The following is a 22,016-nucleotide window of genomic DNA, read 5'->3' on the forward strand; positions in this document are numbered from 1 at the left end:
CCCGTCGTCCTGGCGCAGGTAAAAGCATGCGGCTGCGGCCGCATGCTTTTTTTTCGTCCCTGCGCAGCCGTTGTCCATATCGCTTGCAATTGCCTGAACCATCCCCACTTTTGAGCCATCACGGCGCAATCGCCGGCTCGGCACGACACTTTGAGGGCACTATGGAACAATTTCACGGCACTACCATCCTCTGCGTACGGCGCGGCAAACAAGTCGCGCTCGGCGGCGACGGCCAGGTTACCCTGGGCAACATCGTCATGAAGGGCACGGCCCGCAAGGTACGCAAGCTGTACCAGGGCAAGGTCCTGGTCGGCTTTGCCGGCGGCACCGCCGACGCGTTTACCCTGCTCGACCGCTTCGAAGGCAAGCTGGAAAAACACCAGGGCAATCTGCTGCGCGCCTCGGTCGAACTGGCCAAGGACTGGCGCACCGACCGCGTGCTGCGCCGCCTGGAAGCGATGCTGCTGGTGGCCGACAGCGAGTCGACCCTGGTGATCACCGGTAACGGCGACGTGCTGGAACCGGAAGACGGCATCGGCGCCATCGGCTCGGGCGGCACCTACGCCCAGTCGGCCGCCAAGGCGCTGCAGGAAAACACCGACCTGTCGCCGGCCGAAGTGGTCAAGAAGTCGCTGACCATCGCCGGCGAACTGTGCATCTATACGAATATGTCGCACATCATTGAAACGTTGGATTAAGTCGGAAAGCTGAGCAGAATATGATCATGAACATGACCCCGTCGGAAATCGTCACCGAACTCGACAAACACGTGGTGGGCCAGGCCCGGGCCAAGCGCGCCGTCGCCATTGCCTTGCGCAACCGCTGGCGCCGCCAGCAGGTGGCCGAGCCGCTGCGCCATGAAATCACGCCCAAGAATATCCTGATGATCGGCCCCACCGGCGTCGGCAAGACCGAGATCGCGCGCCGCCTGGCCAAGCTGGCCGAGGCGCCCTTCATCAAGATCGAAGCGACCAAATTTACCGAAGTCGGTTACGTGGGCCGCGATGTCGACACCATCATCCGCGACCTGATCGACATCGGCATCAAGCAGACGCGTTCACTGGAAATGAAAAAAGTGCGCGCACGCGCCGAGGATGCGGCCGAAGACCGCGTGATCGATATCCTGGTGCCGCCGGCGCGCGACTTCGGCTTTACGCCGAATGCGCCGGCGGCGGTCGATACCGGCAGCGGCGACAGCACGCGCCAGACCTTCCGCAAGCGCCTGCGCCAGGGCGAGCTGGACGACAAGGAAATCGAAATCGACCTGGCCGAAGCCGGTCCGCAGATCGACTTCATGGCGCCACCGGGCATGGAAGAGATGACCGAACAGATCAAGTCGATGTTTTCGGGCGCCGGCGGCGGCGCACGCAAGAAGGCGCGCAAGGTCAAGATCAAGGACGCGCTCAAATTGCTGGTCGAGGAAGAAGCGGCCAAGCTGGTCAACGAAGATGAACTGAAGCAGAAAGCGATCCAGAACGTCGAACAGAACGGCATCGTGTTCCTCGACGAGATCGACAAGATCGCCTCGCGGTCGGAATCGGGCAACGCCGACATTTCGCGCGCCGGCGTGCAGCGCGACCTGCTGCCGCTGGTCGAAGGCACCACCGTCAATACCAAGTACGGCATGATACGCACCGACCATATCCTGTTCATCGCGTCGGGCGCGTTTCATCTGTCCAAGCCGTCGGACCTGATTCCGGAACTGCAGGGACGCTTCCCGATCCGGGTCGAGCTCGAATCGCTGTCGATCGCCGATTTCGAACGCATCCTGACCAGCACCGACGCCTGCCTGACGATGCAGTACGAAGCGCTGCTGGCGACCGAAAACCTGAAGCTGGAGTTCGCGCCCGAAGGCATCACGCGGCTGGCTGAAATCGCCTATTCGGTCAACGAGCGCACGGAAAACATCGGTGCGCGGCGCCTGCACACGGTGATGGAAAAGCTGCTGGAAGAAGTGTCGTTTACAGCCAGCGAAGGCAGCAGCGCCGGCGAGAACCTGCTGGTCATCGATGCGGCCTATGTCAACGAGCGCCTCGAAGCGCTGTCGGTCAACGAAGACCTGTCGCGCTACGTACTGTAAGCACGCAGGCAGGCCGCCTGAGGACGCCCCCGGTGGGGCGTCCCCGATCAGGCCATCGGATGCCGCCAGGCTGTTCGGTGCCACGTACCGTCGCCGGCACGCGCGATCACAGTGTCGATGTTTTTCCTCCGAAGTCCTATCAGCTTGTGCAAAGTGGCATTAACAGCTACATTTGGTATCGCCATACGGAACCAAACTTGCACAAAGGATAGATCATGAGCTCCCCCGAACTGGTACTGCGCGTGCTGCGCACCGAGCTGCGCGCCGTCGGCATGACCTACAAGGTGCTGGCCGCGCGCATCGGCATGAGCGAGTCGAGCGTCAAGCGCATGTTCGGCCAGCACGACATGTCGCTGTCGCGCCTGGCCCTGATCTGCAAGGCGGCCGGCATCGCCATGGAGGACGTGCTGCGCGGCGCGGCCGACATCACGCCGCACGCCGATACGCTGACCCTGGTGCAGGAAAAATCCCTGGTGGCGCAGCCGCGCCTGCTGCTGGTGGCGATCTGCTGCCTGGGCCACTGGAACCTGGAACAGGTGGTGGAGACCTATGCGCTGACGCAGGCCGAGTGCATCGTCTACCTGGCCGAACTGGACCGCCTGGGCCTGATCGAATTGAAGCCGCTGAACCGCTACAGCCTGCGCGTGTCGAACGCCTTTCACTGGCTGGCCGACGGCCCGGTGCAGCAGTATTTCCGCGAGCATGTGGTGGCCGATTACTTCAGCGGCCATTTTGACGGCGCCGGCGAAACGCTGATGTGCATTCCAGCCCGCCTGAGCCTGCCCAGCGCGCAGGAGATGGTGCAAAAGATCCGCCAGCTGGCCGAGGAACTGGCGCGGCTGCACCAGAGTGACCGGCGCCTGGCGGCCGACGAGCGCGACGGATTCACACTGCTGCTGGGCTTTCGCTCATGGGAGTTTGCCGCATTTACCGCCTTGCGCCGCAGCGCGCCGGCGGCCGCCGCACCCGCCTCTCACCAGGCCGGTCCGAGGAACAGATAAAGCGTGCCCTCGCCGCCCTTGGACGCGCCGCCGGCCACATACACGGGACCGAAACGCGTGTCGACCGAAATAAAGGCGCTGCCGGCCTGGGTGAATTTGCTGGCCTTCCAGCGTTCGCTCTGATCGAAGCCGCCGCCCATCTCCAGCGAAAAGCCGGCGCGCACGGCGCCGCCCAGGGTGCTCGGCAGCGAGCCGATACGGCGCGCCATCACCAGCCGCGCCAGCGCCACGCTGCGCCCCGTCACCGATTCGAATTCGGTGCCCGACAGGCGCAGGAAGCCGCCCAGGTCCAGCGGCGCCTCGCCATGCTGGGCACGCGCCCATTCGCCATACACATGGCCGGCCCAGTTGCCACGGCCAAACGCCTTCATGGCCTTGACCGACGAACGGCCCAGGCCGGTTTCGCCGACGCCGGATGACGGCGAGTGCATCCAGGTGGCGTCGAGCAGCACGCCACGCGTGGGAAAGCCGGTGCCGTCGAGCGTATCGACGCGAAACTGCACGAACTGACTGGTATCGGTCGCGCGCTGTTCCGGCAGGCCGGGATCGGCCGGTATCACCACGCTGCCTTTGACACGGCTGCGAATGACGCCCAGTTGCAGGTCGCCCCAGTAGCCGAACTGGCGGCCCAGCACCAGCGAGGCGCCATGGGCGCGATAGGCCATGCGCTCGCTGCGCCGGCCCCGGTCGAACAGGTCGAACGCCGACGAGGTGTATTGCAAGCTGGGCGCGATATACCACGGATTGCCGGCCCCCAGCGGCTGCCAGAACTGCACCCCGAAGTCGCGCGTGGTGCCGATCTGCGCGATGCTGCGCAATTCGCCGCCCCAGCTGTTCAGGTTCGAGGCCACGTGCAGCAGTTTCAATGCAAAGGTATTGCTGTCCTTGAAGTCGCTGCCCAGCTCCAGCCCCACGCGCAGGCGGTTGCTGGCCCACGGCGCTTCGACCGCGTTGATGGTCACCGTGCGCTGCTCGCCGGCGTCGACCACCGCCGTCTCAACACGGGCGATATCGCCACGGCCATACAGGCGCGCCGCCGCCGTCTGCACGTCGGCCTGGCTGACCATCTGGCCTTGCACCAGGCCAGCTTGCGCCTGCAGGGTGCGCGGATTGATATCGCCCTCGCTTTCGAGCGCCAGGCGCGTCAGCGGCAGGGCCACGTCCAGCAAGGCCGGCGCGGCCAGGCGCAGCTGCTCGCGCGCCGCATATTGTTCCGGCGGCAGCGCCAGCGGCGCCAGGCGCGCGGCCAGCGCCTGCGCCGCCTGTTCGCCGGCGCGCATGGCGCGCGCATAGTTCGCAAAATCGAGAAAACTGACGCCTGACAGGTCGGGCGCCACCAGGATATCGCTTGGGCGCAGCTCCTTCAGCGAGCGCTGCACGTTCTGCTCGGTGAGAATCTGCAGCATCTGCTGCGCCACGCCGATTGCGCTGCCCAGCTCTTTTTCGGGCGCCAGCGGCGTGCCGACGTTGACGGCGATAATGATGTCGGCGCCCATGGCGCGCGCCATGTCCACCGGCAGGTTGCGCACCAGGCCGCCATCGACCACCAGGCGGTTGTTGACGCGTACTGGCGAAAACACCCCGGGCACGGCCAGCGAGGCGCGCATCGACAGGAACAGCGGCGTGTCGACCAGTTCCACCAGCTCGCCGTTGACGAGGTCCGAGGCGACCGAACGAAATGGCAGCGGCAGGGCGTTGGCGGGACGGTCGCGCATGCCGGCGGGCAGCAAACGGCCCAGGGCCACCTCCAGCGCCGCATTGCTGGCGGCCGCCGGCGGCGTCGAAATGCCGTCGCGGCTGACGCCGAACTCGATGCGTGACGACAGCAGCAAGTCTTCCTCGCGGCGCCGGAACGCCAGCTCCTCGCGCGGCGGGCGGTCAGCCACCACGCGCTCCCAATTGGTATCGCGAACCATTTTTTCCAGCTCCGCCACCGAGGCGCCGGCCGCATAGGCGCCGCCGACCACGCCACCCATGCTGGTACCGACCACCATGTCGATCGGCACATGCAGCTCTTGCAGCACCTTCAATACGCCGATATGGGCAAAGCCGCGCGCGCCGCCGCCCGACAGCACCAGCGCCACGCGCGGACGCGCGCTGTTGGCGGCGGTGGTTGCGGCCGCTGCGCCAGATGCGGCAGCGGCGTCCGGCGCGGCATGGGCGGCGGCCAGCGGCAGGCAGCACAAGGCCGCCATGCAGCCGGCAAGAACGGCACGCAGTGACAACATGGCAACTCCTGGAGTAAGGGCGGTCAAACTCAATTCGACGGCGGCTGGCTGGTCGTGACCTGCCCGGCCGGCGCCACCGTCACGGGCGGACGCGCTTCCATCGGCAGCGGCGGCGGCACCAGGGACGCCGCCGGGGCTGGCGCCGGCGTTGGCGTTGGCGGCGCCACGCTGGCCGGCAGCGGCGTCATCGACGGCAGCGCCAGCGCCTTGTCGTCGGCCACCAGTTCGATGCGACGGCTCGCGCCGCCATCCTGCAGCAGCACGTAGCGCGCCTGCACCTCGCGCACCGTCACGCCGGGCGCCACTTCGGCACCGCTCGGATAGGCCTTGGCCGGCTGGCCGTCGGTGGCGATGATGGCCACGCTGCCGCGGCCATTGGCGGCCGCCACCACGCCGCGCAACTGGTAATTGCTGGCGGTGGCCACGCTGACCTGGCCGCCGAACAGCGCCGCCCCCGCCTCCACGCTGGCGTCCTGCACCACAGGCACCGGCGGCGGATTGATCGGCCGTTGCGGCGCCTTGAACAGCTGCATGGCCCAATAGGCCAGCGACACGGACAGCGCCACCAGGGCGAGCAAAGTTACAAATTGAGGCAGACGCTTCATGATTTTCCAGATTCTTTTTTAACGCACTAACTGATTGATTTCAATAATCGGCATCAGCACGGCCAGCACGATCAGCAGCACCACCACGCCCATCGCCAGGATCAGGGCCGGTTCGAGCAGGCCGGCAATGGTCAGGGTGCGCCGTTCGAGGTCCTGCTCCTGGGCGCTGGCGGCGCGTTCCAGCATGGCCGGCAGTTCGCCGGTGATTTCGCCGGCCCGTATCATGTGGATCAGCATCGGCGGAAAGTGCTTTTGCGCCGACAGCGCGCGCGCCAGGCTGACGCCCTCGCGCACGGCGCCGCTGGCCTCGGCTACCAGCTCCTGCATCGCCACATTGGTCAGGGTGTCGCGGCTGGTGTCGAGCGCACGCAAAATCGGCACGCCCGAACCGGTGGTAATGGCCAGGGTGCTGGCGAAACGCGCCGTGTTCAGGCTGCGTTCGAACTTGCCGTACAGCGGCGCCGTCAGCAGCCAGGTATGCCAGCGCCGTTTCAACGCCGGCTGCTGCAGGGCCCGGCGCCAGGCCACCCAGGCGCCGACCAGCGCAACACCCACCACCAGGCCGTAGTGGCGCACGAAGTCCGACAGCGCCAGCATGATCACGGTCAGCAGCGGCAGCTTCTGCTTGGTGTTGGCAAACACCGAGACGATCTGCGGCACCACGTAGGTGAGCAGGAAGATCACGATCGAAAACGCCACCACCGTGACGATGGCCGGATAGGTAAACGCCAGTTTCACCTTCTGCACCAGCGCATTGCGCCGCTCGATATAGTCGGCCAGGCGCGACAGCACGCGCGACAAATGGCCGATCTGCTCGCCCGAGGCCACCAGCGCGCGGTAGATCTCGGCAAAGTCGCGCGGATGGCGCGCCAGCACGTCGGAAAACGCCGCGCCACCGATCACTTCGGAGCGGATCGAGGCGATCAGGTCGCGCAAATAGGGCCGCTCGGCCTGTTCCAGCAGGGCGGAAAACGCCTGCTCCAGCGGCAGGCCCGCTTCGAGCAGGCTGGCCAGCTGGCGCGTAAACAGCGCCAGCTCGGTGGTCGACAGGCGCTCGCCGAAGCCGCGCCGGCGCGTCACGCCGGCCGCATCGACTTGCGCGGCGATCAGGTCGACGGCCAGCGGCACCAGGCCTTGCAGGCGCAGTTCGGCGCGCGCGGCGCGCGGGCTGTCGGCATTGAGCACGCCCTTGCGGGTGGCGCCGACGGCGTCGACGGCTTCATAGCGGAATGCGGGCATGGTGGCGGGCCTAGTCTTTGGTCACGCGCAGCAGCTCGGCCTGCGTGGTGGTGCCGTCGCGCAGCCAGCGTTCGCCGTCCTCGCGCATGCCGCTCATGCCGTCCTGCAGGGCCACGGCGCGCACCTCCGCTTCCGAGGCGCGGTTGTGGATCTGCGCGCGGATCTGCTCGGTCGTGCGCAGCAGTTCATAGACACCCACGCGGCCCTGGTAGCCGGTGTGGCCGCACTGCTCGCAGCCGGCCGCCTGCCAGTATTGGCCATCGAAGGTCTTGCAGGCGCCACAGAGTTTGCGCACCAGCCGCTGCGCCAGCACGCCCAAGAGCGACGACGACAGCAGGAACGGCTCGATGCCCATGTCGAGCAGGCGCGTGACGGCCGCCGACGCGTCGTTGGTGTGCAGGGTGGCCAGCACCAGGTGGCCCGTGAGGGACGCCTGCACGGCGATCTGCGCCGTTTCCAGGTCGCGGATCTCGCCGATCATGATCACGTCCGGGTCCTGGCGCAAAATTGCGCGCAGGGCCTTGGCGAACGTCATGTCGATGCGCGCATTGACCTGCGTCTGGCCCACGCCCGCCAGGTCGTACTCGATCGGATCTTCCACCGTCAGGATATTGGTGGTGGTGGCGTTGAGCATCGACAGCGCCGCATACAGGGTGGTGGTCTTGCCCGACCCGGTCGGGCCGGTGACCAGCACGATGCCGTGCGGCTGGGTGAGCAGGCCGTCGAACTGCTTCAGCATGGGCGCGCTCATGCCCAGGTGCTGCAGGTCGAGCCGCCCGGCCTCCTTGTCCAGCAAACGCAACACGGCGCGTTCACCGTGGCCGGTGGGCAGGGTCGAGACGCGCACGTCGACCGGCTTGCCGCCGACGCGCAAGGTGATGCGGCCGTCCTGCGGCAGGCGTTTTTCGGCGATGTCGAGCTGCGCCATGATCTTGATGCGCGAGATCAGCGAACCGTGGATGGCTTTTCTGGGGCGCACCACGTCGCGCAGGCTGCCGTCGATGCGAAAGCGCACCACCGAGGTCTGCTCGAACGGCTCGATATGGATGTCGGAGGCGCCTTCGCGCAGCGCCTGCGTAAGCAGCGCATTGATCATGCGGATCACCGGCGCGTCGTCGGACGACTCGAGCAAATCCTCGATCGCCGGCACGTCCTGCAGCAGCTTGGTCAAGTCCAGATCGGCGTCGAATTCGTCGGCCATCTGGGTCGCGTTGCCGCCCCCACCGGCGTAGGCGCCGGCAATGGCCGCGTCGAGTTCCTCGCGCGCAAGCACTTTCAACTGGATCTGGCCGAAACGGCGCGACACTTCGGCGATCGCCGACGGCGCCGTCGACACGGCCACCAGCACCTCGACCGCGCCACCGTCCTGCGCGCCGGCCCGGGCCAGCAGGCCAAAATCGCGCGCGTAGGCGTAAGGAAGCAAATTACTCATGGCTGACCGATCACTGTTGCGGATTTTGCGGTGGATTCTGCTGCCGGTTTTGCTGCTGGTACTGCTGCAGCATGGTCGGCGGCGTGGCGGCGTTGGCCGGCGCGCCTGGCGGCGGCAATGGCGCCGCCGGCACCGGACGCGTCACCATATTGCCGCCCACCGGCTGGCCATCGTGCAGCGCCGGCAGCACCGGCGTGCCCAGGTCCTTGAGCATCAGGTTGCCGGTGGCCGGCACCGCCGCCGATTCGGCCGCGCGCATGTAGTCGTAGCGGTCCGACGCCAGCGTGCCGCTCTGCTCCTTGTTGCGCACGATGACAGGGCGCAAGAAGATCATCAGATTGGTTTTCTTGCGCTCGCGCGTCTGGTACTTGAACAGATTGCCCAGCAGCGGAATGTCGCCGAGGCCGCGCACTTTTTCCGCGTTGTCGCCGGTGCTGTCCTCGATCAGGCCACCGAGCACGATGATCTGGCCATCGTCGGCCAGCACATTGTTTTCGATCACGCGGTTGTTGATGGTGATGCCGCTGGCGGCCGACGCCGTCGACTTGTCGACGCTCGAGGTCTCGTGATAGATGCCCAGCTTGATGGTGCCGCCTTCGGAAATCTGCGGGCGCACTTTCAAGGTCAGGCCCACCTCCTTGCGGTCGATGGTCTGGAACGGGTTGGTATTGGTGCCGGACGAACTGGTGAACTGGCCCGTCAGGATAGGCACGTTCTGGCCCACCTTGATGGTGGCCAGCTCGTTGTCGAGCGTGATCAGGTTCGGCGTCGACAGGATGTTGGCGTTGCCGTCGGACTCCAGCGCATGGGCCAGCGCGCCCAGTCCCAGCGCGCCGTTGATCTGCTTGAAGATGCCCAGCGTCAGGCCGCCGGTCGGCAGCACGGCGCCCTTGCCGGTGGCCAGCGCGGCGATATTGTTGGTGGTGCCGCTGGCGAACGACTGCAAGGCGCCGACGCGGTAATTGCTGGTGCTGTCGCCGGACAGGCCGAGCCACTGCACGCCGAATTCGGAGGCCTTGGCGGACGTCACTTCGACGATCAGCGCCTCGATATACACCTGGGCGCGGCGCACGTCGAGCTGGTCGATCACGGCGCGCAGGTTGCGATACACAGCTTCATTACAGGTGAGGATCAGGGTATTGGTCGACGCGTCGGCCTGGATAAAGCCGGCCGCGCCGCCCGAGGACAGCTGCTGCGGACCGTTGTTGAGCGAGGCGCCGCCGGTGGTGCCGCTTTGCGTGCCGCCGCCCAGGCCCGAGCTGTTCATGCCGCTGTTGTTGATGCCCTGATTGCCGTTGTTATTGAGCGAATTGTTATTGTTGCTGGTGCCCTGCTGCGCGGTGGCGGCCGAGCCGTCCGAGGTCACCACCGAGCGCAGCGTCTGCGCCAGCTTGGTGGCGTCGGCGTTCTTCAGGTACACCACGTGCACATTGCCCAGCTGCGTGGTGGGCTGGTCCAGCTTGGAGATCAGCGACTTGGCCAGGTTGGCGCGCGCCGCCGAGGGCGCGCGCAGCACCAGCGAATTGGTGCGCGGGTCGGCCAGCACCGACACCTTGCCGCTATCGGCTGCCGCGCCGGCGGCGCCGGCATTGCCGCCCTCCATCAGCTTGTTGACCATCGCCGCCAGGTCCGAGGCGATCGCATAGCGCACCGGGATCACGTCCATGTCGGTCGAGGCCGGCACGTCGAGCGCGGCGATGATTTTCGCCATGCGCTTGAGGTTGTCGGCATAGTCGGTGATCACCAGCGAGTTGTTGCCCGGGTTGGCATTGATCGTGTTGTTCGGCGAGATCAGCGGGCGCAGCACGGCCAGCAGGTTGGCCGACGATTCATAGTTCAGGTAAAACACCTGGGTGGCGATCTGGTCGCCCTTGACCTGGCTGCTGCCATTGCCCACCTGGGTTGGCACCGACTGCAGCTTGGCGTCCGCTTCCGGCACCACCTTGGCGTAGCCGTCGCCCGACACCACCGCATAGCCTTGCAGGCGCAGGGCCGAGGCCAGCAGCGCAAAGGCCTGGGTCTTGCTGATCGATTTTTCCGACACCAGCGTGATCGTGCCCTTGACGCGCGGGTCGATCACGAAATTGATGTTGGTGTAATGGCCGACCGCCTTGATCACCGATTCGATGTCGGCGGCGACGAAGTTGAGCGCCGCCTCGTCGCCGGGCGCGGACCAGGCCGGCGCCGGCATGCCGGCCACCGAACAGCACAGCAGGGCGGCGGCGGACAGGCGGCGCAGCGAGAAGGAAAATGGAATTGGGCTCACGGATGATTTTTTCATTGTCTAAACTCTAGGGCGATAATGTTTTTTTCGCTATTGCTACGGCGCTGTCCCAGCAAATTCAACAAACTCGCCAAGGTCTCTTCATATCCTGCTGCGGCCTGGGCCTGGCCGGAAAACTGCATGCGCCCGTGATTGAGGCTGCCGCTGCCGTCAAGCAGCAGCGGGCCTTTCATCGAGCGCAATGTCAACTGGGCCTGCTGCCCCTGCCAGTCGAAATCGAGTTCATAACTGCCCAGCGGGCGCAGCGACGACAGGCGCGACGCCATGTCCGTCATCTGCAAGGTGGTACGCCCGACGGCCGAAAACTGCTGCTGCTCCAGGGCCAGCTGCAAGGTGCTCCACGACAGGCGCATGCTGCCGGTCGGCGCCACCGTATTCAGGGGCGCGCCCAGGCCGCCCAGGCCATCGGCCGGCAGCAGCAGCGCCGCCGGGCTGACCTGCCAGTGCGACCAGGAGCCGCGCAGATTGACCGGCTGCGACAGCGCTTCGGCATTTTGCAGTTCGACGTCGACCGATCCCCACAGCACCGACGGCGCAATGCGCCAGTTGAAGCGGCCAGGCAACAATGGCGTGACGGCGCCGCCGGCACTGGCCGCGCCGCCGACAAAGGCCGAACCGCGCCACAGGGTACCTTGCGCGTCGCCCAAGGTCAAACGCCCGCCGGTCTGCTTTTCAACGATGGTGGCAACCCAGGCGGCCGGGAAAAACACCAGCAGGGTCAGGCACACGCTGACGACGATCGCCAGCAGCCACAGCACCGCGCGCTTCATCGTGTCACGCCCGGGCTCTGGTGCAGCGACAAGGTGGCGTCGACCATGCCCGCCTTGCCTTGCGCCGTGATCTTCGCGTCCTGCACCGCGATGCGGCCTTCGCGGCGCAAGCCGTCCAGCCACAGCATGACGCTGGCAAACGGCACGCCGTTCAACTGCACGCGCGCATATTCACCGGTCAGTGACAGCGACTGCGGCGCCAGGCCGCGCGCTTTCAGCGACGCATCGAGGCTCTCGCGGTTCATGGGCGCCACCTGCACCGGCGCCTGGCGCGACAATTCTCCCGCTTCGCGCGCCAGCGATTGCAGCACGGCCGCCTGCTGGCGCAGCTCGGGCAAGCTCTTTTGCAGCGCGATGCGGCCGTTCCAGGCCGGCTCGAACAACACCGCATACACCAGCGCCAGGCCGGCCACCACCGCGCCGATGGAAAGTAATTTGCGTTCCTGCGCCGTGCGTTCGGCCCAGAAGGCCAGCAGGGCCTGCTGGCGCGTGGCCAGTGCCGCGCGGCCCTTGTTCAATGCGATGCTCATGCTGATGCTCCCGTGGCGACCGTGATTTTCCACACGCCCGGCTCCGTCTCGTTCAAGGCCAGCTTGCGCGCGGCCAGCCCCTGTTTCACCTGCGCCTGGGCGCTGGCGTCGACCATGTCGGGCTTGATGCGCACGATCAGGCTGCGCTCGCGGTATTCGAGCGAGGCCACCACGCCGCGCCCGGCCAGGCCGCCCAGGGCCTCGCCCAGCGCCGCGCTCATGCTGGTGAAGTCATCCATGCTGGCCTGGCCGCCCTGCAAGCGCGCCGCGGCGATATTGCGCCGCATCTGTTCGGCTTCCAGGCCGAATACCGGCGCCTCGTTCGGGTACGCCGCCTTGAAGGTTTGCTGCATCGAGGTCTGCACCGTCGCCACTTCGCGCTTCAGGCGCGACCATTCGATATTGAGGCCAGCGAGGTTGACGATCACCGCCAGGATCGCCAGGCGCAGCGGCCAGCGCCAGCGCGCCCAGTCGCGCGCGGCCGCGCCGCCCGCCCCCAGCGCAGGCGCCAGGTCCAGCGCGGCGGTGCGGCTGGCGGCGATCCAGTGCGCCCAGTGATCGACTTCCACCGTCACGCCTGCCACCTCCTGCGCCAGTTGCTGGTACTGCGCCAGTGCGTCCTGCGCCACGTAGAGCGTCAGCGGCACGTCGCCCGCAAACGCGCGCGTGGTCGCCAGCGCCTGTTGCGCGTCCAGCGGCAGCACCAGGCCCAGGCCTTCCTGCGGCGTCTGGCGCAAGGCCAGCTCAATGCCCTGGCTGCCCGCATGCAGGCTGGCCGATACACCGCCAGGCGGCAGCGGCAGGCACAGTTGCGATGGCAGCACGGCCACCTTGCGCGCGCCCTGCGCCAGCAAGGCCTGCACCAGCACTTCGACCCAGGCGCGCTGCGCCACGGCCACCGTGCGCAGGCCGGCGGCGTCAGGCGCGCCGGCGGCCAGCACGCAGTCCTGCGCGTCGCCGAGGATATGTTCTTCCACCAGGCCAGGCAGGGCCGCGCGCAGGCGCGCGCCGGCCAGCGGCGGGGTTTTCAGGCGCAGCAGGGTCACGTCGGCCGCCGCCAGCAGCAGCACCACGCGCTGCGCGCCGGCGATCAGCTGGCCCAGGCTGCCCAGCGCGGCATTGCCCTGCTGCTGCAGCGCGCCGCCGTCGCCGGCCAGCACAAAGGCGCATGCGGCGGCAGCGTCAAGGGACGCCTTGGCCGGGTGGCGGATATACAAAGTTGTCAAAGGGACTCGCTTTCAGGTTTTAATTTTCCCGCAACCAGACCAGGCTGGTGGTGCGCTGTGGATTCGGCTGGCGCCACACCAGCGCCTGCGCGTCGAGCGCGGCGCGGTCCAGCCGCACCCGGATCACGGTCAGGAAGTACTGGCTCTTCACATCGATCTCCACGCCGTCAATCACGTTCTTGCCATTAATATTATTCTTGAAGTTGCCCGCATCGACAAACTTTTTCCGCGGATTGGACAAGGTCAGCGCGCTCGCTTCGGACACCGACATGTCGGTGACGGCCGCCAGCACTTCGGCCGGGGCGGTATTGACGTTCACCGGCGTCACCTGCGGCAGCACGATCACGTAGTCGCGCAGCGCTTCGATCACTTGCGGGGTATAGCCGGGCACCGCCAGCAAATCCTCGATCTGCGTCATGGCCACCGGCTCGCTGCCGCCGGCGGTGGCGGTGTCGGTCTTCCTGCCGCCGCCGTCGCTGGCGGCCCGCGCCTTGGGACGCGCGCGCGCCACCGCATCGGCCGTGGCCTGCGCCAGGCCGCTGTCGAGCCGCAAGTTGCCCAGCAATCGCTGGTAGGCCCGCAGCTGCCCCGGGCTGGGCATGCCGGTGATATCGACCAGGTTGGTCAGATTGAAACGCGCCTGCGCATCGAGCGCGCGGCCCGACACGGTGGCGTCGAATTTTTCCATCTCGACCTTTTCGCGGTCGACGTAATCATCGAGCCGCGCTTCCTCGATCGGCGTGGCCCACACGCCATCCATCGCCGTCAGGGACGGATTGTCCTGGCGCAGCCAGAAGCGGGCAAAGTCGACCATGCCGCGCATGGCCCACTGCGTCTGCAGGCGCTGGCGCTGGTTTTCCATCGAGCGCACCTGCACCTGCTGCTGCCAGAACAGGCTGGCCACCACCGTGATGGCCAGCGCCGTCAAGAGCAGGGCCGTGATGACGGCCACGCCGCGCTGGCGCGCCGGGCGATTGAATGCTTTCATCCGGGCCCCAGCAAGAATACCTTGGACAGGCCGGCGGCCTGGCCGGGCAGCTGCAAGGTCACTTCGAGGCCGGCCAGGTCGCCGGTCTTGCTGCCGGCGCCCAGGGTGATCCAGTCGGGCGTGGTGTTGCTGGCCAGGCTGCGCTGGCCGCGCATCGCCATGCTGTCGACACCGCGCAGCAGCACCACGCTGGCGTTGCCGGTATCGGTGTCGTCGCGCGCCGCCTGCCACAAGGTGTCGAGCACGGCCAGGTCGCGCGTGCCGATCGACTCGCGCCGCGTCAGCACGCCGCCCACCAGGCGATAGGTCACCACCTGCAGCTGCTGCGGCTGCTGCTCGGCGACGGCCTGGCGCACCATCATCAGGCGGTCGGCCTCGGCCGACAGATAGCTGCGGCCATTGAGCAGGGTCTGGCTGCCGGCGGTGACGGCGCTGGAACCGGCCAGGTGGTCGCAATCGCTCTGCATCTGCGCAAATGTCAGCTGCATGCCGCGCGACTGTTCCAGCTGGGCGTTGAGCACTTCGCGCGAGCGCACGATGCTGTCGAGGCCACGCCAGCCCAGCACGGCGACCATCGCCAGGATGCCGATCGCCACCAGCAATTCGATCAGCGTAAAGCCGGCGGAACGTGGGCGCGCCATCAGTCGTTGAACGCCAGCAGGACCAGGCGCACGATGCGCCGGGCCGGGTATTGCGCGTCATAGACGTTCACGCGCACCTGCCGCATGCGCGGATTCGGCGTGGCCACCACTTCTTCTTCGCAGATCAGTTTCAGGTCGCCCTGCGGACAATCCTCGCTGCGCTTGCCGGTCTGCGGAAAGGTCTTGGCCAGGCGCAGGCGCACCAGGTGGTTTTCGGCCGACCAGGTGGCCATCATGGCGCTGCGCAGGCCGTCGCTGTTCTGCGTCAGGCTGCCGACGGCGCGCAGGGACGCGCCCAGCGCGGTGCCGACGATCACCAGCGCGACGAGCACTTCGAGCAGCGTGAAACCGCGTTGCCGCTGGTGTCGTGTAGAGAGTGTCATTATTGCTCGACCGTGAAGTGGCCGATGCCGTCGGCGCGGATGGAGACGCTGCGCTCGCCGCTGGCCAGGGTCAGCACAAAAGGCTTGTCGACCGGCTCGCGGCCGAACACGATGCGCAGCGGCTGGGCCACGGTGGTGGCCGGCTGCACGCTGAGCAGCATCGGCGTATTGGCAAAGCTGCGCTCGCGCAGCAAATCATCCTTGGTCACGGCCTGCCAAAGTTTTTCATTGAGGACCAGAAAACGGTACTGGTTTTCGTCGGCTTCGAACGCCACCTGGCGGCTGCGCACGATGGCTTCGTCGCGCGCCAGCTGCAGCAGCAGGGCGATGCGCTCGGCCTCTTTTTGCAGCGCCTGCTGGCCGTTGGGCATGGCGTTGAGCGACACCAGCCCCAGGGTGACGCCGATGATGACCATCACCACCAGCAGTTCGATCAGCGTGAAGCCGCGCTGCAACTGGCGTTGGGCACGCATGACAGGCATGGGATAAAACTTACTGGTCCCAGGAGCCGATATCGGCGTCGTCGCCGCTACCGCCGGGCTGGCCGTCGGCGCCCAGCGAGATGATGTCGACTTCGCCTTTCAGGCCAGGCGACAGGTACTGGTAAGGATTGCCCCATGGGTCTTTCGGCATTTTTTCCAGGTAACCGCCCGCCTTCCAGCCATTCGCGGCCGGGCCGACGGTCGGTTTTTCCACCAGCGCGCGCAAGCCCTGCTCGGTGGTCGGATAGCGCTGGTTGTCCAGGCGATACAGTTTCAAGGCTTGCATCACGGTAGCGATGTCGACTTTCGCCGCCGCCACTTTCGATTCGCCGGTACGGGCGATCAGCTTGGGCACCACCAGCGAGGCGAGGATGCCCATGATCACCACCACCACCATGATTTCAATCAGCGTGAAGCCGCGCGCGCGGCGCTGCGGTATCGAACGGGTTGCTGCGTTTTGCATAAGAAGAGAGAGAAGTAGGTCCGTGGAGTGCAGAGTATAAAGCCGAAATATGACAAAGCCTGTCATATGGGGACAATTTACGAAAATTTATCGCGCCGTGTTCAGACTGACAAGGCGGCGTCGCCACAGACGGCGCAACATGGATCGCGCGCCACGCGCATGCTGTTCCACTCCATATGCAGGCCGTCGAGCAGCAGCAAGCGCCCCGCCAGCGACGCGCCGATGCCCATGATGAGCTTCAGCGCCTCGGCCGCCTGCATGCTGCCGACCACGCCCACCAGCGGCGCGAACACGCCCATGGTGGAGCAGGCTTCGTCGGTGAAGGCCTGGTCTTGCGGGAACAAACAGCTGTAGCACGGCTGGCTGCCCGTGCGCGGGTCGAACACGCTGACCTGGCCGTCGAAGCGGATCACGGCGCCCGACACCAGCGGCACCTGGTGCGCCACGCAGGCGCGGTTGACGGCGTGGCGGGTGGCGAAGTTGTCGGTACAGTCGAGCACCACGGTGCTGGCGGCCACCAGTTCGGCCAGGCGCGCATCATCCACGCGCTCCTGCAGCGCAACGAGCGCTATCTCCGGATTGATATCGGCCAGCGTGATGCGCGCCGAAGCGGCTTTCGGCTGGCCCACGCGCTGCGTGGTATGGGCGATCTGGCGCTGCAGATTGGTCAGGTCGACCGTATCGTCGTCGACCAGGGTCAGCTGGCCAACGCCGGACGCGGCCAGGTACATGGCGGCCGGCGAGCCGAGGCCGCCGGCGCCGATCACCAGCACCCGCGCGTCCAGCAGCGCCTGCTGGCCTTCGATGCCGATCTGGTCAAGCAGGATATGGCGCGAATAGCGCAGCAGCTGGTCGTCATTCACGGGGTCAGACCCGCCGGGTCTGACCCCAGCAGTGGCAGTTGGGGAATAAGCATCACGGTTTCTGGACCGGTATCTTCTTGTCCTCGGCCTTGATATCGGACTTGATCTCGGGCTTGTCGCTGATCCTGGCCGCCTTGGCGTCGGCCTTGTGCTCGGCCTTGGACAACTGCACCGGCAGGCCCTGGAAGTGGTTCAGCGCCTGCTGCAGCTGGAAATCATCCTTGGCGCCGTATTCGAGCGGCTTGCGCTTTTTCGCCGTGGCGATCAAACGCTGCTCTTCTTCCAGCTGGTCGTGCACGGCGCCCAGGGTCGGCGCGGCCGCTTCGGGCTTGCCGTCATCGCTGTTCAGGTGTTTTTCCAGGTCCGCTTCGCGCACGCGCAGGCTGTTCCAGCCGTCGCCGTCGGCCGTTTCATCGACCAGCAGGTCGGGCACGATGCCGCGCGCCTGGATGGTGCGCCCTTTCGGCGTGTAGTAGCGCGCCGTGGTCAGCTTGACGGCGGTGTCGGCGGTCAGCTGGCGCAGGGTCTGCACCGAGCCCTTGCCGAAGGTTTGCGTACCGATCACGGTGGCGCGCTTGTAGTCCTGCAGCGCGCCGGCGACGATTTCCGAGGCCGAGGCCGAGCCGGCGTTGACCAGCACCACCAGCGGCACGGTTTTCAGCGCGGCCGGCAGCTTGGCCAGCGGGTCCGCCTTGGCGCCCGGCGGCGCATAGAATTCGCGCCGGCCATAGAACACCTGCTTCGATTCCGGCAGCTGGCCGCTGGTCGAGACGATCACCGAATTGCTGGGCAAGAAGGCGGCCGAGACGCCGATGGCGCCCGGCACCACGCCGCCCGGGTCGTTGCGCAGGTCCAGCACCAGGCCCTTGAGCTTGGGGTCCTGCGCATACAGGGCGTTGATCTTCCTGACCATGTCGTCGACGGTCGGCTCCTGGAACTGGGCGATGCGCAGCCAGGCGTAGCCGGGCGCGACCATTTTGGCCTTGACGCTTTGCACGCGGATTTCTTCGCGCACGATGGGAAACACCAGCGGCTTGCTGTCGCCCTTGCGCGACACCGTCAGCACCAGCTTGCTGTTGGGCTGGCCGCGCATGCGCTTGATCACCTCGTCAAGCTGCAAGCCCTTGAGCGGCACATTGTCGAGGCGGGTGATCAGGTCGCCGGCCTCGATGCCGGCCTTGGCGGCGGGACTGTCCTCGATCGGCGAGACCACCTTGACGTAGCCGTCTTCCATGCTCACTTCGATGCCGATGCCGACAAACTTGCCCTGCACGCTCTCGCGCATTTCCTTGAAGGCGTTCTTGTCCAGGTAGACCGAATGCGGGTCCAGCGACGACACCATGCCGGCGATCGCTTCGGACAGCAGCTTCTTGTCTGCCACCTTTTCAACGTAATCGGTCTTGATCAGGCCAAACACGTCGGACAGCTGGCGCAGCTCGTCGAGCGGCAGCGGCGCGCCCACTTTTTGCGCAATGGCCGGGAACTGCACCGTGGCGCCGATGCCGGCCAGCAGGCCCGCGCCGATCAAGACTATGCTTTTTACTGTGATGCCCATGTGTGATTCGCAATCTGCAAGTACGTTGTTACTTAAAACTTGACCCAGGTGGCGGGATCGAAGGCACGGCCCTGATGGCGTAGCTCAAAGTATAGCCCCGATTCCTCGTTGCCGCCGCTGTTGCCCGCGCTGGCGATCGCGTCGCCGCTCCTGACGCTGTCGCCGGCGCGTTTCAGCAAGGACTGGTTATTGCCATAAATACTCATGTACTGGCCGCCATGGTCGACGATGATCAGGTTGCCGAAGCCGCGCATCCAGTCCGAGAACACGACACGGCCGGCGGCGACGGCATGCACTTCGCTGCCTTCGCCGGTCTTGATGAACACGCCCTTCCAGGTGGGGCCGTCGCCGCGCTTGCTGCCGAAGCGGGCCGCGACCCGGCCCGAAACGGGCGCACGCAACTGCCCTTTCAGGCTGGCAAAGGCGCCGTCCGGCGGTGCGGGCGCCAGGGTAGGACGGGCCGCTTCCGGCTCGGGCTTGGGTTCCGGCCTCGGTTCGGGCTTCGGCTCCGGCTTGGGCTCGACCCTGGCGATCTGCGGCGGCTCGACGTTGTCGATCGGATCGAGTTTCACCGGCGGCGCAGGCACCGGCGCCGGCGCCGGAACCGGGACCGGGACCGGGACCGGTGCCGGCGTCTGCGGTTTGATCTTGCCCGATTTGCTCTGCTGCTCGCGCGCCAGGCGTTCGCGTTCGGCCAGTGCCCGTGCCTGCGCCTGGGCCTCCACCTTGGCGCGCGCGGCGAGCAAGCGCTCACGTTTTTCCTCGGCGGCCTTGGCGGCGGCGGCCGCTTTCGCGGCGGCACGTTGTTCTGCCAGCAATTGCTGGCGTTTCTTTTCAGCGGCGGCCGCGGCCGCCTGCTCTTCGATCAGCTTGGCCAGCTTGTCGACCAGGTTGCCCATGCGCTGCTCGTCGCGCTCGACATTGCCCGCTTCCTTGCGCTTGGCCACCAGGCGCTGTGACAGGTTGGCCAGCATGCTGGCGCGGCGCGCCTTTTCCTGTTCCAGCACGACCTTCTGGTCGCGCTCTTCCTGGGCGATTTCTTCCAGCTCGTCCTTGGCGTTCTGCACGTCGGCCTGGTTTTTTTCCACCGCCAGCAAGTTCGCGCGCAGCGATTCGAGCAGGCGCGCCTGCGCCTGCGACACATAGGCCATCAGTTGCAGGTCGCGGTTGATGCGGTTCGGATTATCGCCCGACAGCAGCAGCTTCATGCGGTCTTCATTGCCGGCGACATATTGCTCGCGCAGCAATTTCGACAATTGTCCTTTTTGTTTTTCCACCGTCGCCGTCAGCTCGCGGTGTTCCTTGCCCAGCGCATTGAGCTTGACGCTGGTCTCGCTCTGCTCCTGCGCCAGGTCGCGCAGGGCGCGGTTGGCGTTGGAAATCGCCAGTTCCGACTCGGCCAGGGTATCGGCCGCGTCGTCCTTGGCGCTTTCGGTCTGGCTGATATCGCGTTTCAAGGCCGTCAGCTTTTGCTGCAGGCCGGCGCGCTGCAATTCCGCAGCCGCCTTCTGCTTGCTGCGTTCGGTGGGTCTGGCGCCATGCGCGGCGCCGCTGGACAACAGCAGCGCCAGGCACAACACGGCGCCGGCACGCCAGGCCGGCAGGGAACGTTCAGCAGAAGGGGCGATCACTGTGCCGCGGAAGAAAGACTGCAAAGTTACTTGGCCTTCCCTTGGTTCGCCACGGCAGCCTGGGCTGCCGCAATCGCCGCCGGGTCGCCCAGGTAGTAATGGCGGATCGGTTTCAGGTCGGCGTCGAGTTCATACACGAGCGGCTGGCCGTTCGGGATGTTCAGGCCGACGATGTCGCTGTCGCTGATGCCGTCCAACATCTTGATCAGGGCGCGCAGGCTGTTGCCGTGGGCCGAGATGATGATCTTCTTGCCGGCGCGGATGGCCGGGGCGATTTCTTCGTCCCAGGCCGGCATCACGCGCGCCACGGTGTCTTTCAGGCATTCGGTCAGCGGAATCGACGCTTTCGGCAGGCCGGCGTAGCGCGGGTCGTTGAACGAGGCGCGGTCGTCGCTCTCTTCCAGGGCCGGCGGCGGCGTATCGTAGCTGCGGCGCCAGACCAGTACCTGCTCGTCGCCATACTTGGCGGCCGTTTCCGCCTTGTCCAGGCCCTGCAGCGCGCCATAGTGGCGCTCGTTCAGGCGCCAGTCGTTCTTCACCGGCAGGTACATCATGTCCATTTCGTCGAGCGCCAGCCACAGGGTGCGGATGGCGCGCTTGAGCACCGAGGTGTAGGCCACGTCGAAAGTGAAACCTTCTTCTTTCAGGATCTGGCCGGCGGCCCTGGCTTCGTTGATGCCCTTGGCCGTCAGATCGACGTCGGTCCAGCCAGTGAAGCGGTTATCGAGATTCCAGGTGGACTCGCCGTGACGCATGAAAACGATTTTGTACATAGTTCTATCTTCTCAAGGGGTTCAAATCAAAAAAGCAAAACGTAAAAAGACCTCGCCGAGCTTCTATTTTATAATGCGCGGATTGACTTAAACCATTGGACCCTTCGTGAAATTCATTATCGACCATATTTTTCTGCTTGCCATCGTCATCCTGTCGGGCGGCGCCCTGCTCTGGCCACTGCTGTCGATGCGCGGCAAACGCGCCAGCGTCCTCGAAGTGACGCAGTTGATCAATCGTGGCAAGACCATCATTGTCGACGTGCGCACACCGGAAGAATTCGCCAAGGGCCACCTGCCTGACGCCAGGAATATTCCAGTGGCAGAACTGGCAAAACGCATGGGCGAGCTGGAAAAATTCAAAACACGCCCCATTGTAGTGGTTTGCCAGAAAGGGTCGCGCTCGGCTACCGCGGTTGCCGCGCTGATCAAGGCTGGTTACGCCGAAGCCACCAGCCTCGAAGGCGGCATCGATGAATGGAGCAAGCAAGGCCTGCCCCTGAAAACGCCGTCGCCGGCCAAACCGTCGCTGGTCAAATAAGGCCTGCCACTCAGCAACTCATACAAGGAGAACACCATGTCCGTCCCCGTAATCGTCTACAGCACCGCCGTGTGCCCGTATTGCATCCGCGCCGAGCGTTTGCTCGAAGCCAAGGGCGTCACCGTGCAAAAGGTGCGCGTCGACCTCGATCCGGCCGAGCGCGTCAAGATGATGGAACGCACGGGCCGCCGCACGGTGCCGCAAATCTATGTCGGCGAGACCCATGTGGGCGGTTTCGATGACCTGTATGCGCTCGATCAAGCCGGCAAGCTGGACCCCTTGTTAAATGGCACGGCAACCTGAT

22 protein-coding genes are annotated in these 22,016 nt (G+C 66.0%); 5 read left to right on the top strand and 17 right to left on the bottom strand.

Translation table 11 applies throughout. From position 1 onward, the window contains the following. Positions 1–161 precede the first annotated feature (161 nt). From hslV to ASR47_RS23635, 3 genes are all read left to right on the top strand, one after another. On the top strand, positions 162–698 hold the full coding sequence (gene hslV / locus ASR47_RS23625; protein ID WP_065310218.1) for an ATP-dependent protease subunit HslV: 537 nt from the start codon (positions 162–164) through the stop codon (positions 696–698). Between the two features lie 26 nt (positions 699–724). Next, positions 725–2,080 (top strand): ATP-dependent protease ATPase subunit HslU, encoded by a 1,356-nt coding sequence (gene hslU / locus ASR47_RS23630; RefSeq protein WP_065310331.1) that lies wholly within the window; start codon positions 725–727, stop codon positions 2,078–2,080. A 215-nt stretch (positions 2,081–2,295) separates the two neighbouring features. Beyond that, complete coding sequence (locus ASR47_RS23635; protein ID WP_065310219.1) at positions 2,296–3,081, top strand: helix-turn-helix domain-containing protein; 786 nt, start codon at positions 2,296–2,298, stop codon at positions 3,079–3,081. Here ASR47_RS23635 and ASR47_RS23640 read toward each other — a convergent pair. From ASR47_RS23640 to gpmA, 17 genes are all read right to left on the bottom strand, one after another. Continuing rightward, positions 3,054–5,309 carry a patatin-like phospholipase family protein gene (locus ASR47_RS23640; RefSeq protein ID WP_065310220.1) on the bottom strand — a complete coding sequence of 752 codons (2,256 nt, stop codon included), beginning with the start codon at positions 5,307–5,309 and terminating at the stop codon, positions 3,054–3,056. The genes ASR47_RS23635 and ASR47_RS23640 overlap by 28 nt on opposite strands. Before the next feature lie 29 nt (positions 5,310–5,338). Next, positions 5,339–5,914 carry a type II secretion system protein N gene (locus tag ASR47_RS23645; protein WP_082989124.1) on the bottom strand — a complete coding sequence of 192 codons (576 nt, stop codon included), beginning with the start codon at positions 5,912–5,914 and terminating at the stop codon, positions 5,339–5,341. An 18-nt stretch (positions 5,915–5,932) separates the two neighbouring features. After that, on the bottom strand, positions 5,933–7,153 hold the full coding sequence (gene gspF / locus ASR47_RS23650; protein WP_065310222.1) for a type II secretion system inner membrane protein GspF: 1,221 nt from the start codon (positions 7,151–7,153) through the stop codon (positions 5,933–5,935). Between the two features lie 10 nt (positions 7,154–7,163). Then, positions 7,164–8,585 carry a type II secretion system ATPase GspE gene (gene gspE, locus ASR47_RS23655; RefSeq protein WP_065310223.1) on the bottom strand — a complete coding sequence of 474 codons (1,422 nt, stop codon included), beginning with the start codon at positions 8,583–8,585 and terminating at the stop codon, positions 7,164–7,166. A gap of 10 nt (positions 8,586–8,595) precedes the next feature. After that, positions 8,596–10,866, bottom strand: a complete 2,271-nt coding sequence (gspD, locus tag ASR47_RS23660; protein ID WP_065310224.1) for a type II secretion system secretin GspD — start codon at positions 10,864–10,866, stop codon at positions 8,596–8,598. After that, positions 10,863–11,639, bottom strand: coding sequence for a type II secretion system protein N (locus tag ASR47_RS23665; RefSeq protein WP_065310225.1), 777 nt, complete (start codon positions 11,637–11,639; stop codon positions 10,863–10,865). Before ASR47_RS23665 ends, gspD begins: the two co-directional genes overlap by 4 nt. Beyond that, complete coding sequence (gene gspM / locus ASR47_RS23670; protein ID WP_065310226.1) at positions 11,636–12,169, bottom strand: type II secretion system protein GspM; 534 nt, start codon at positions 12,167–12,169, stop codon at positions 11,636–11,638. The genes ASR47_RS23665 and gspM overlap by 4 nt, the downstream gene beginning before the upstream one ends. Then, positions 12,166–13,395 (bottom strand): type II secretion system protein GspL, encoded by a 1,230-nt coding sequence (gene gspL / locus ASR47_RS23675; RefSeq protein ID WP_065310227.1) that lies wholly within the window; start codon positions 13,393–13,395, stop codon positions 12,166–12,168. Before gspL ends, gspM begins: the two co-directional genes overlap by 4 nt. A 19-nt stretch (positions 13,396–13,414) precedes the next feature. Continuing rightward, positions 13,415–14,383, bottom strand: coding sequence for a type II secretion system minor pseudopilin GspK (gene gspK, locus ASR47_RS23680; RefSeq protein ID WP_065310228.1), 969 nt, complete (start codon positions 14,381–14,383; stop codon positions 13,415–13,417). Then, positions 14,380–15,024: a PulJ/GspJ family protein gene (locus ASR47_RS23685; RefSeq protein ID WP_065310229.1), complete on the bottom strand. Its 645-nt coding sequence runs from the start codon at positions 15,022–15,024 to the stop codon at positions 14,380–14,382. Before ASR47_RS23685 ends, gspK begins: the two co-directional genes overlap by 4 nt. Continuing rightward, positions 15,024–15,407: a type II secretion system minor pseudopilin GspI gene (gene gspI / locus ASR47_RS23690; protein ID WP_065310230.1), complete on the bottom strand. Its 384-nt coding sequence runs from the start codon at positions 15,405–15,407 to the stop codon at positions 15,024–15,026. The genes ASR47_RS23685 and gspI overlap by 1 nt, the downstream gene beginning before the upstream one ends. After that, positions 15,407–15,880 (bottom strand): GspH/FimT family pseudopilin, encoded by a 474-nt coding sequence (locus tag ASR47_RS23695; RefSeq protein WP_065310231.1) that lies wholly within the window; start codon positions 15,878–15,880, stop codon positions 15,407–15,409. Before ASR47_RS23695 ends, gspI begins: the two co-directional genes overlap by 1 nt. A gap of 19 nt (positions 15,881–15,899) precedes the next feature. After that, positions 15,900–16,352 (bottom strand): type II secretion system major pseudopilin GspG, encoded by a 453-nt coding sequence (gene gspG, locus ASR47_RS23700; RefSeq protein ID WP_065310232.1) that lies wholly within the window; start codon positions 16,350–16,352, stop codon positions 15,900–15,902. A gap of 101 nt (positions 16,353–16,453) precedes the next feature. Further along, positions 16,454–17,215 carry a HesA/MoeB/ThiF family protein gene (locus ASR47_RS23705; RefSeq protein WP_065310233.1) on the bottom strand — a complete coding sequence of 254 codons (762 nt, stop codon included), beginning with the start codon at positions 17,213–17,215 and terminating at the stop codon, positions 16,454–16,456. 52 nt (positions 17,216–17,267) lie between these two features. Next, positions 17,268–18,770, bottom strand: coding sequence for a S41 family peptidase (locus ASR47_RS23710; RefSeq protein ID WP_065310234.1), 1,503 nt, complete (start codon positions 18,768–18,770; stop codon positions 17,268–17,270). Between the two features lie 32 nt (positions 18,771–18,802). Next, the gene (locus ASR47_RS23715) at positions 18,803–20,350 is read right to left on the bottom strand and encodes a murein hydrolase activator EnvC family protein (RefSeq protein WP_082989146.1); all 1,548 of its coding nucleotides are present in this window, start codon (positions 20,348–20,350) and stop codon (positions 18,803–18,805) included. Between the two features lie 77 nt (positions 20,351–20,427). Beyond that, positions 20,428–21,174: a 2,3-diphosphoglycerate-dependent phosphoglycerate mutase gene (gene gpmA, locus ASR47_RS23720; RefSeq protein ID WP_065310235.1), complete on the bottom strand. Its 747-nt coding sequence runs from the start codon at positions 21,172–21,174 to the stop codon at positions 20,428–20,430. 106 nt (positions 21,175–21,280) lie between these two features. On the opposite strand from gpmA, the gene ASR47_RS23725 reads away from it, so the two are divergent. Both ASR47_RS23725 and grxC read left to right on the top strand, forming a co-directional pair. Then, complete coding sequence (locus ASR47_RS23725; RefSeq protein WP_065310236.1) at positions 21,281–21,712, top strand: rhodanese-like domain-containing protein; 432 nt, start codon at positions 21,281–21,283, stop codon at positions 21,710–21,712. Between the two features lie 36 nt (positions 21,713–21,748). After that, positions 21,749–22,015 carry a glutaredoxin 3 gene (grxC, locus tag ASR47_RS23730; RefSeq protein ID WP_065310237.1) on the top strand — a complete coding sequence of 89 codons (267 nt, stop codon included), beginning with the start codon at positions 21,749–21,751 and terminating at the stop codon, positions 22,013–22,015. The last annotated feature ends 1 nt before the right edge of the window (position 22,016 follow it).

Origin of the sequence: Janthinobacterium psychrotolerans (assembly GCF_001677885.1) — a bacterium.
Lineage (GTDB): Bacteria > Pseudomonadota > Gammaproteobacteria > Burkholderiales > Burkholderiaceae_D > Janthinobacterium > Janthinobacterium psychrotolerans.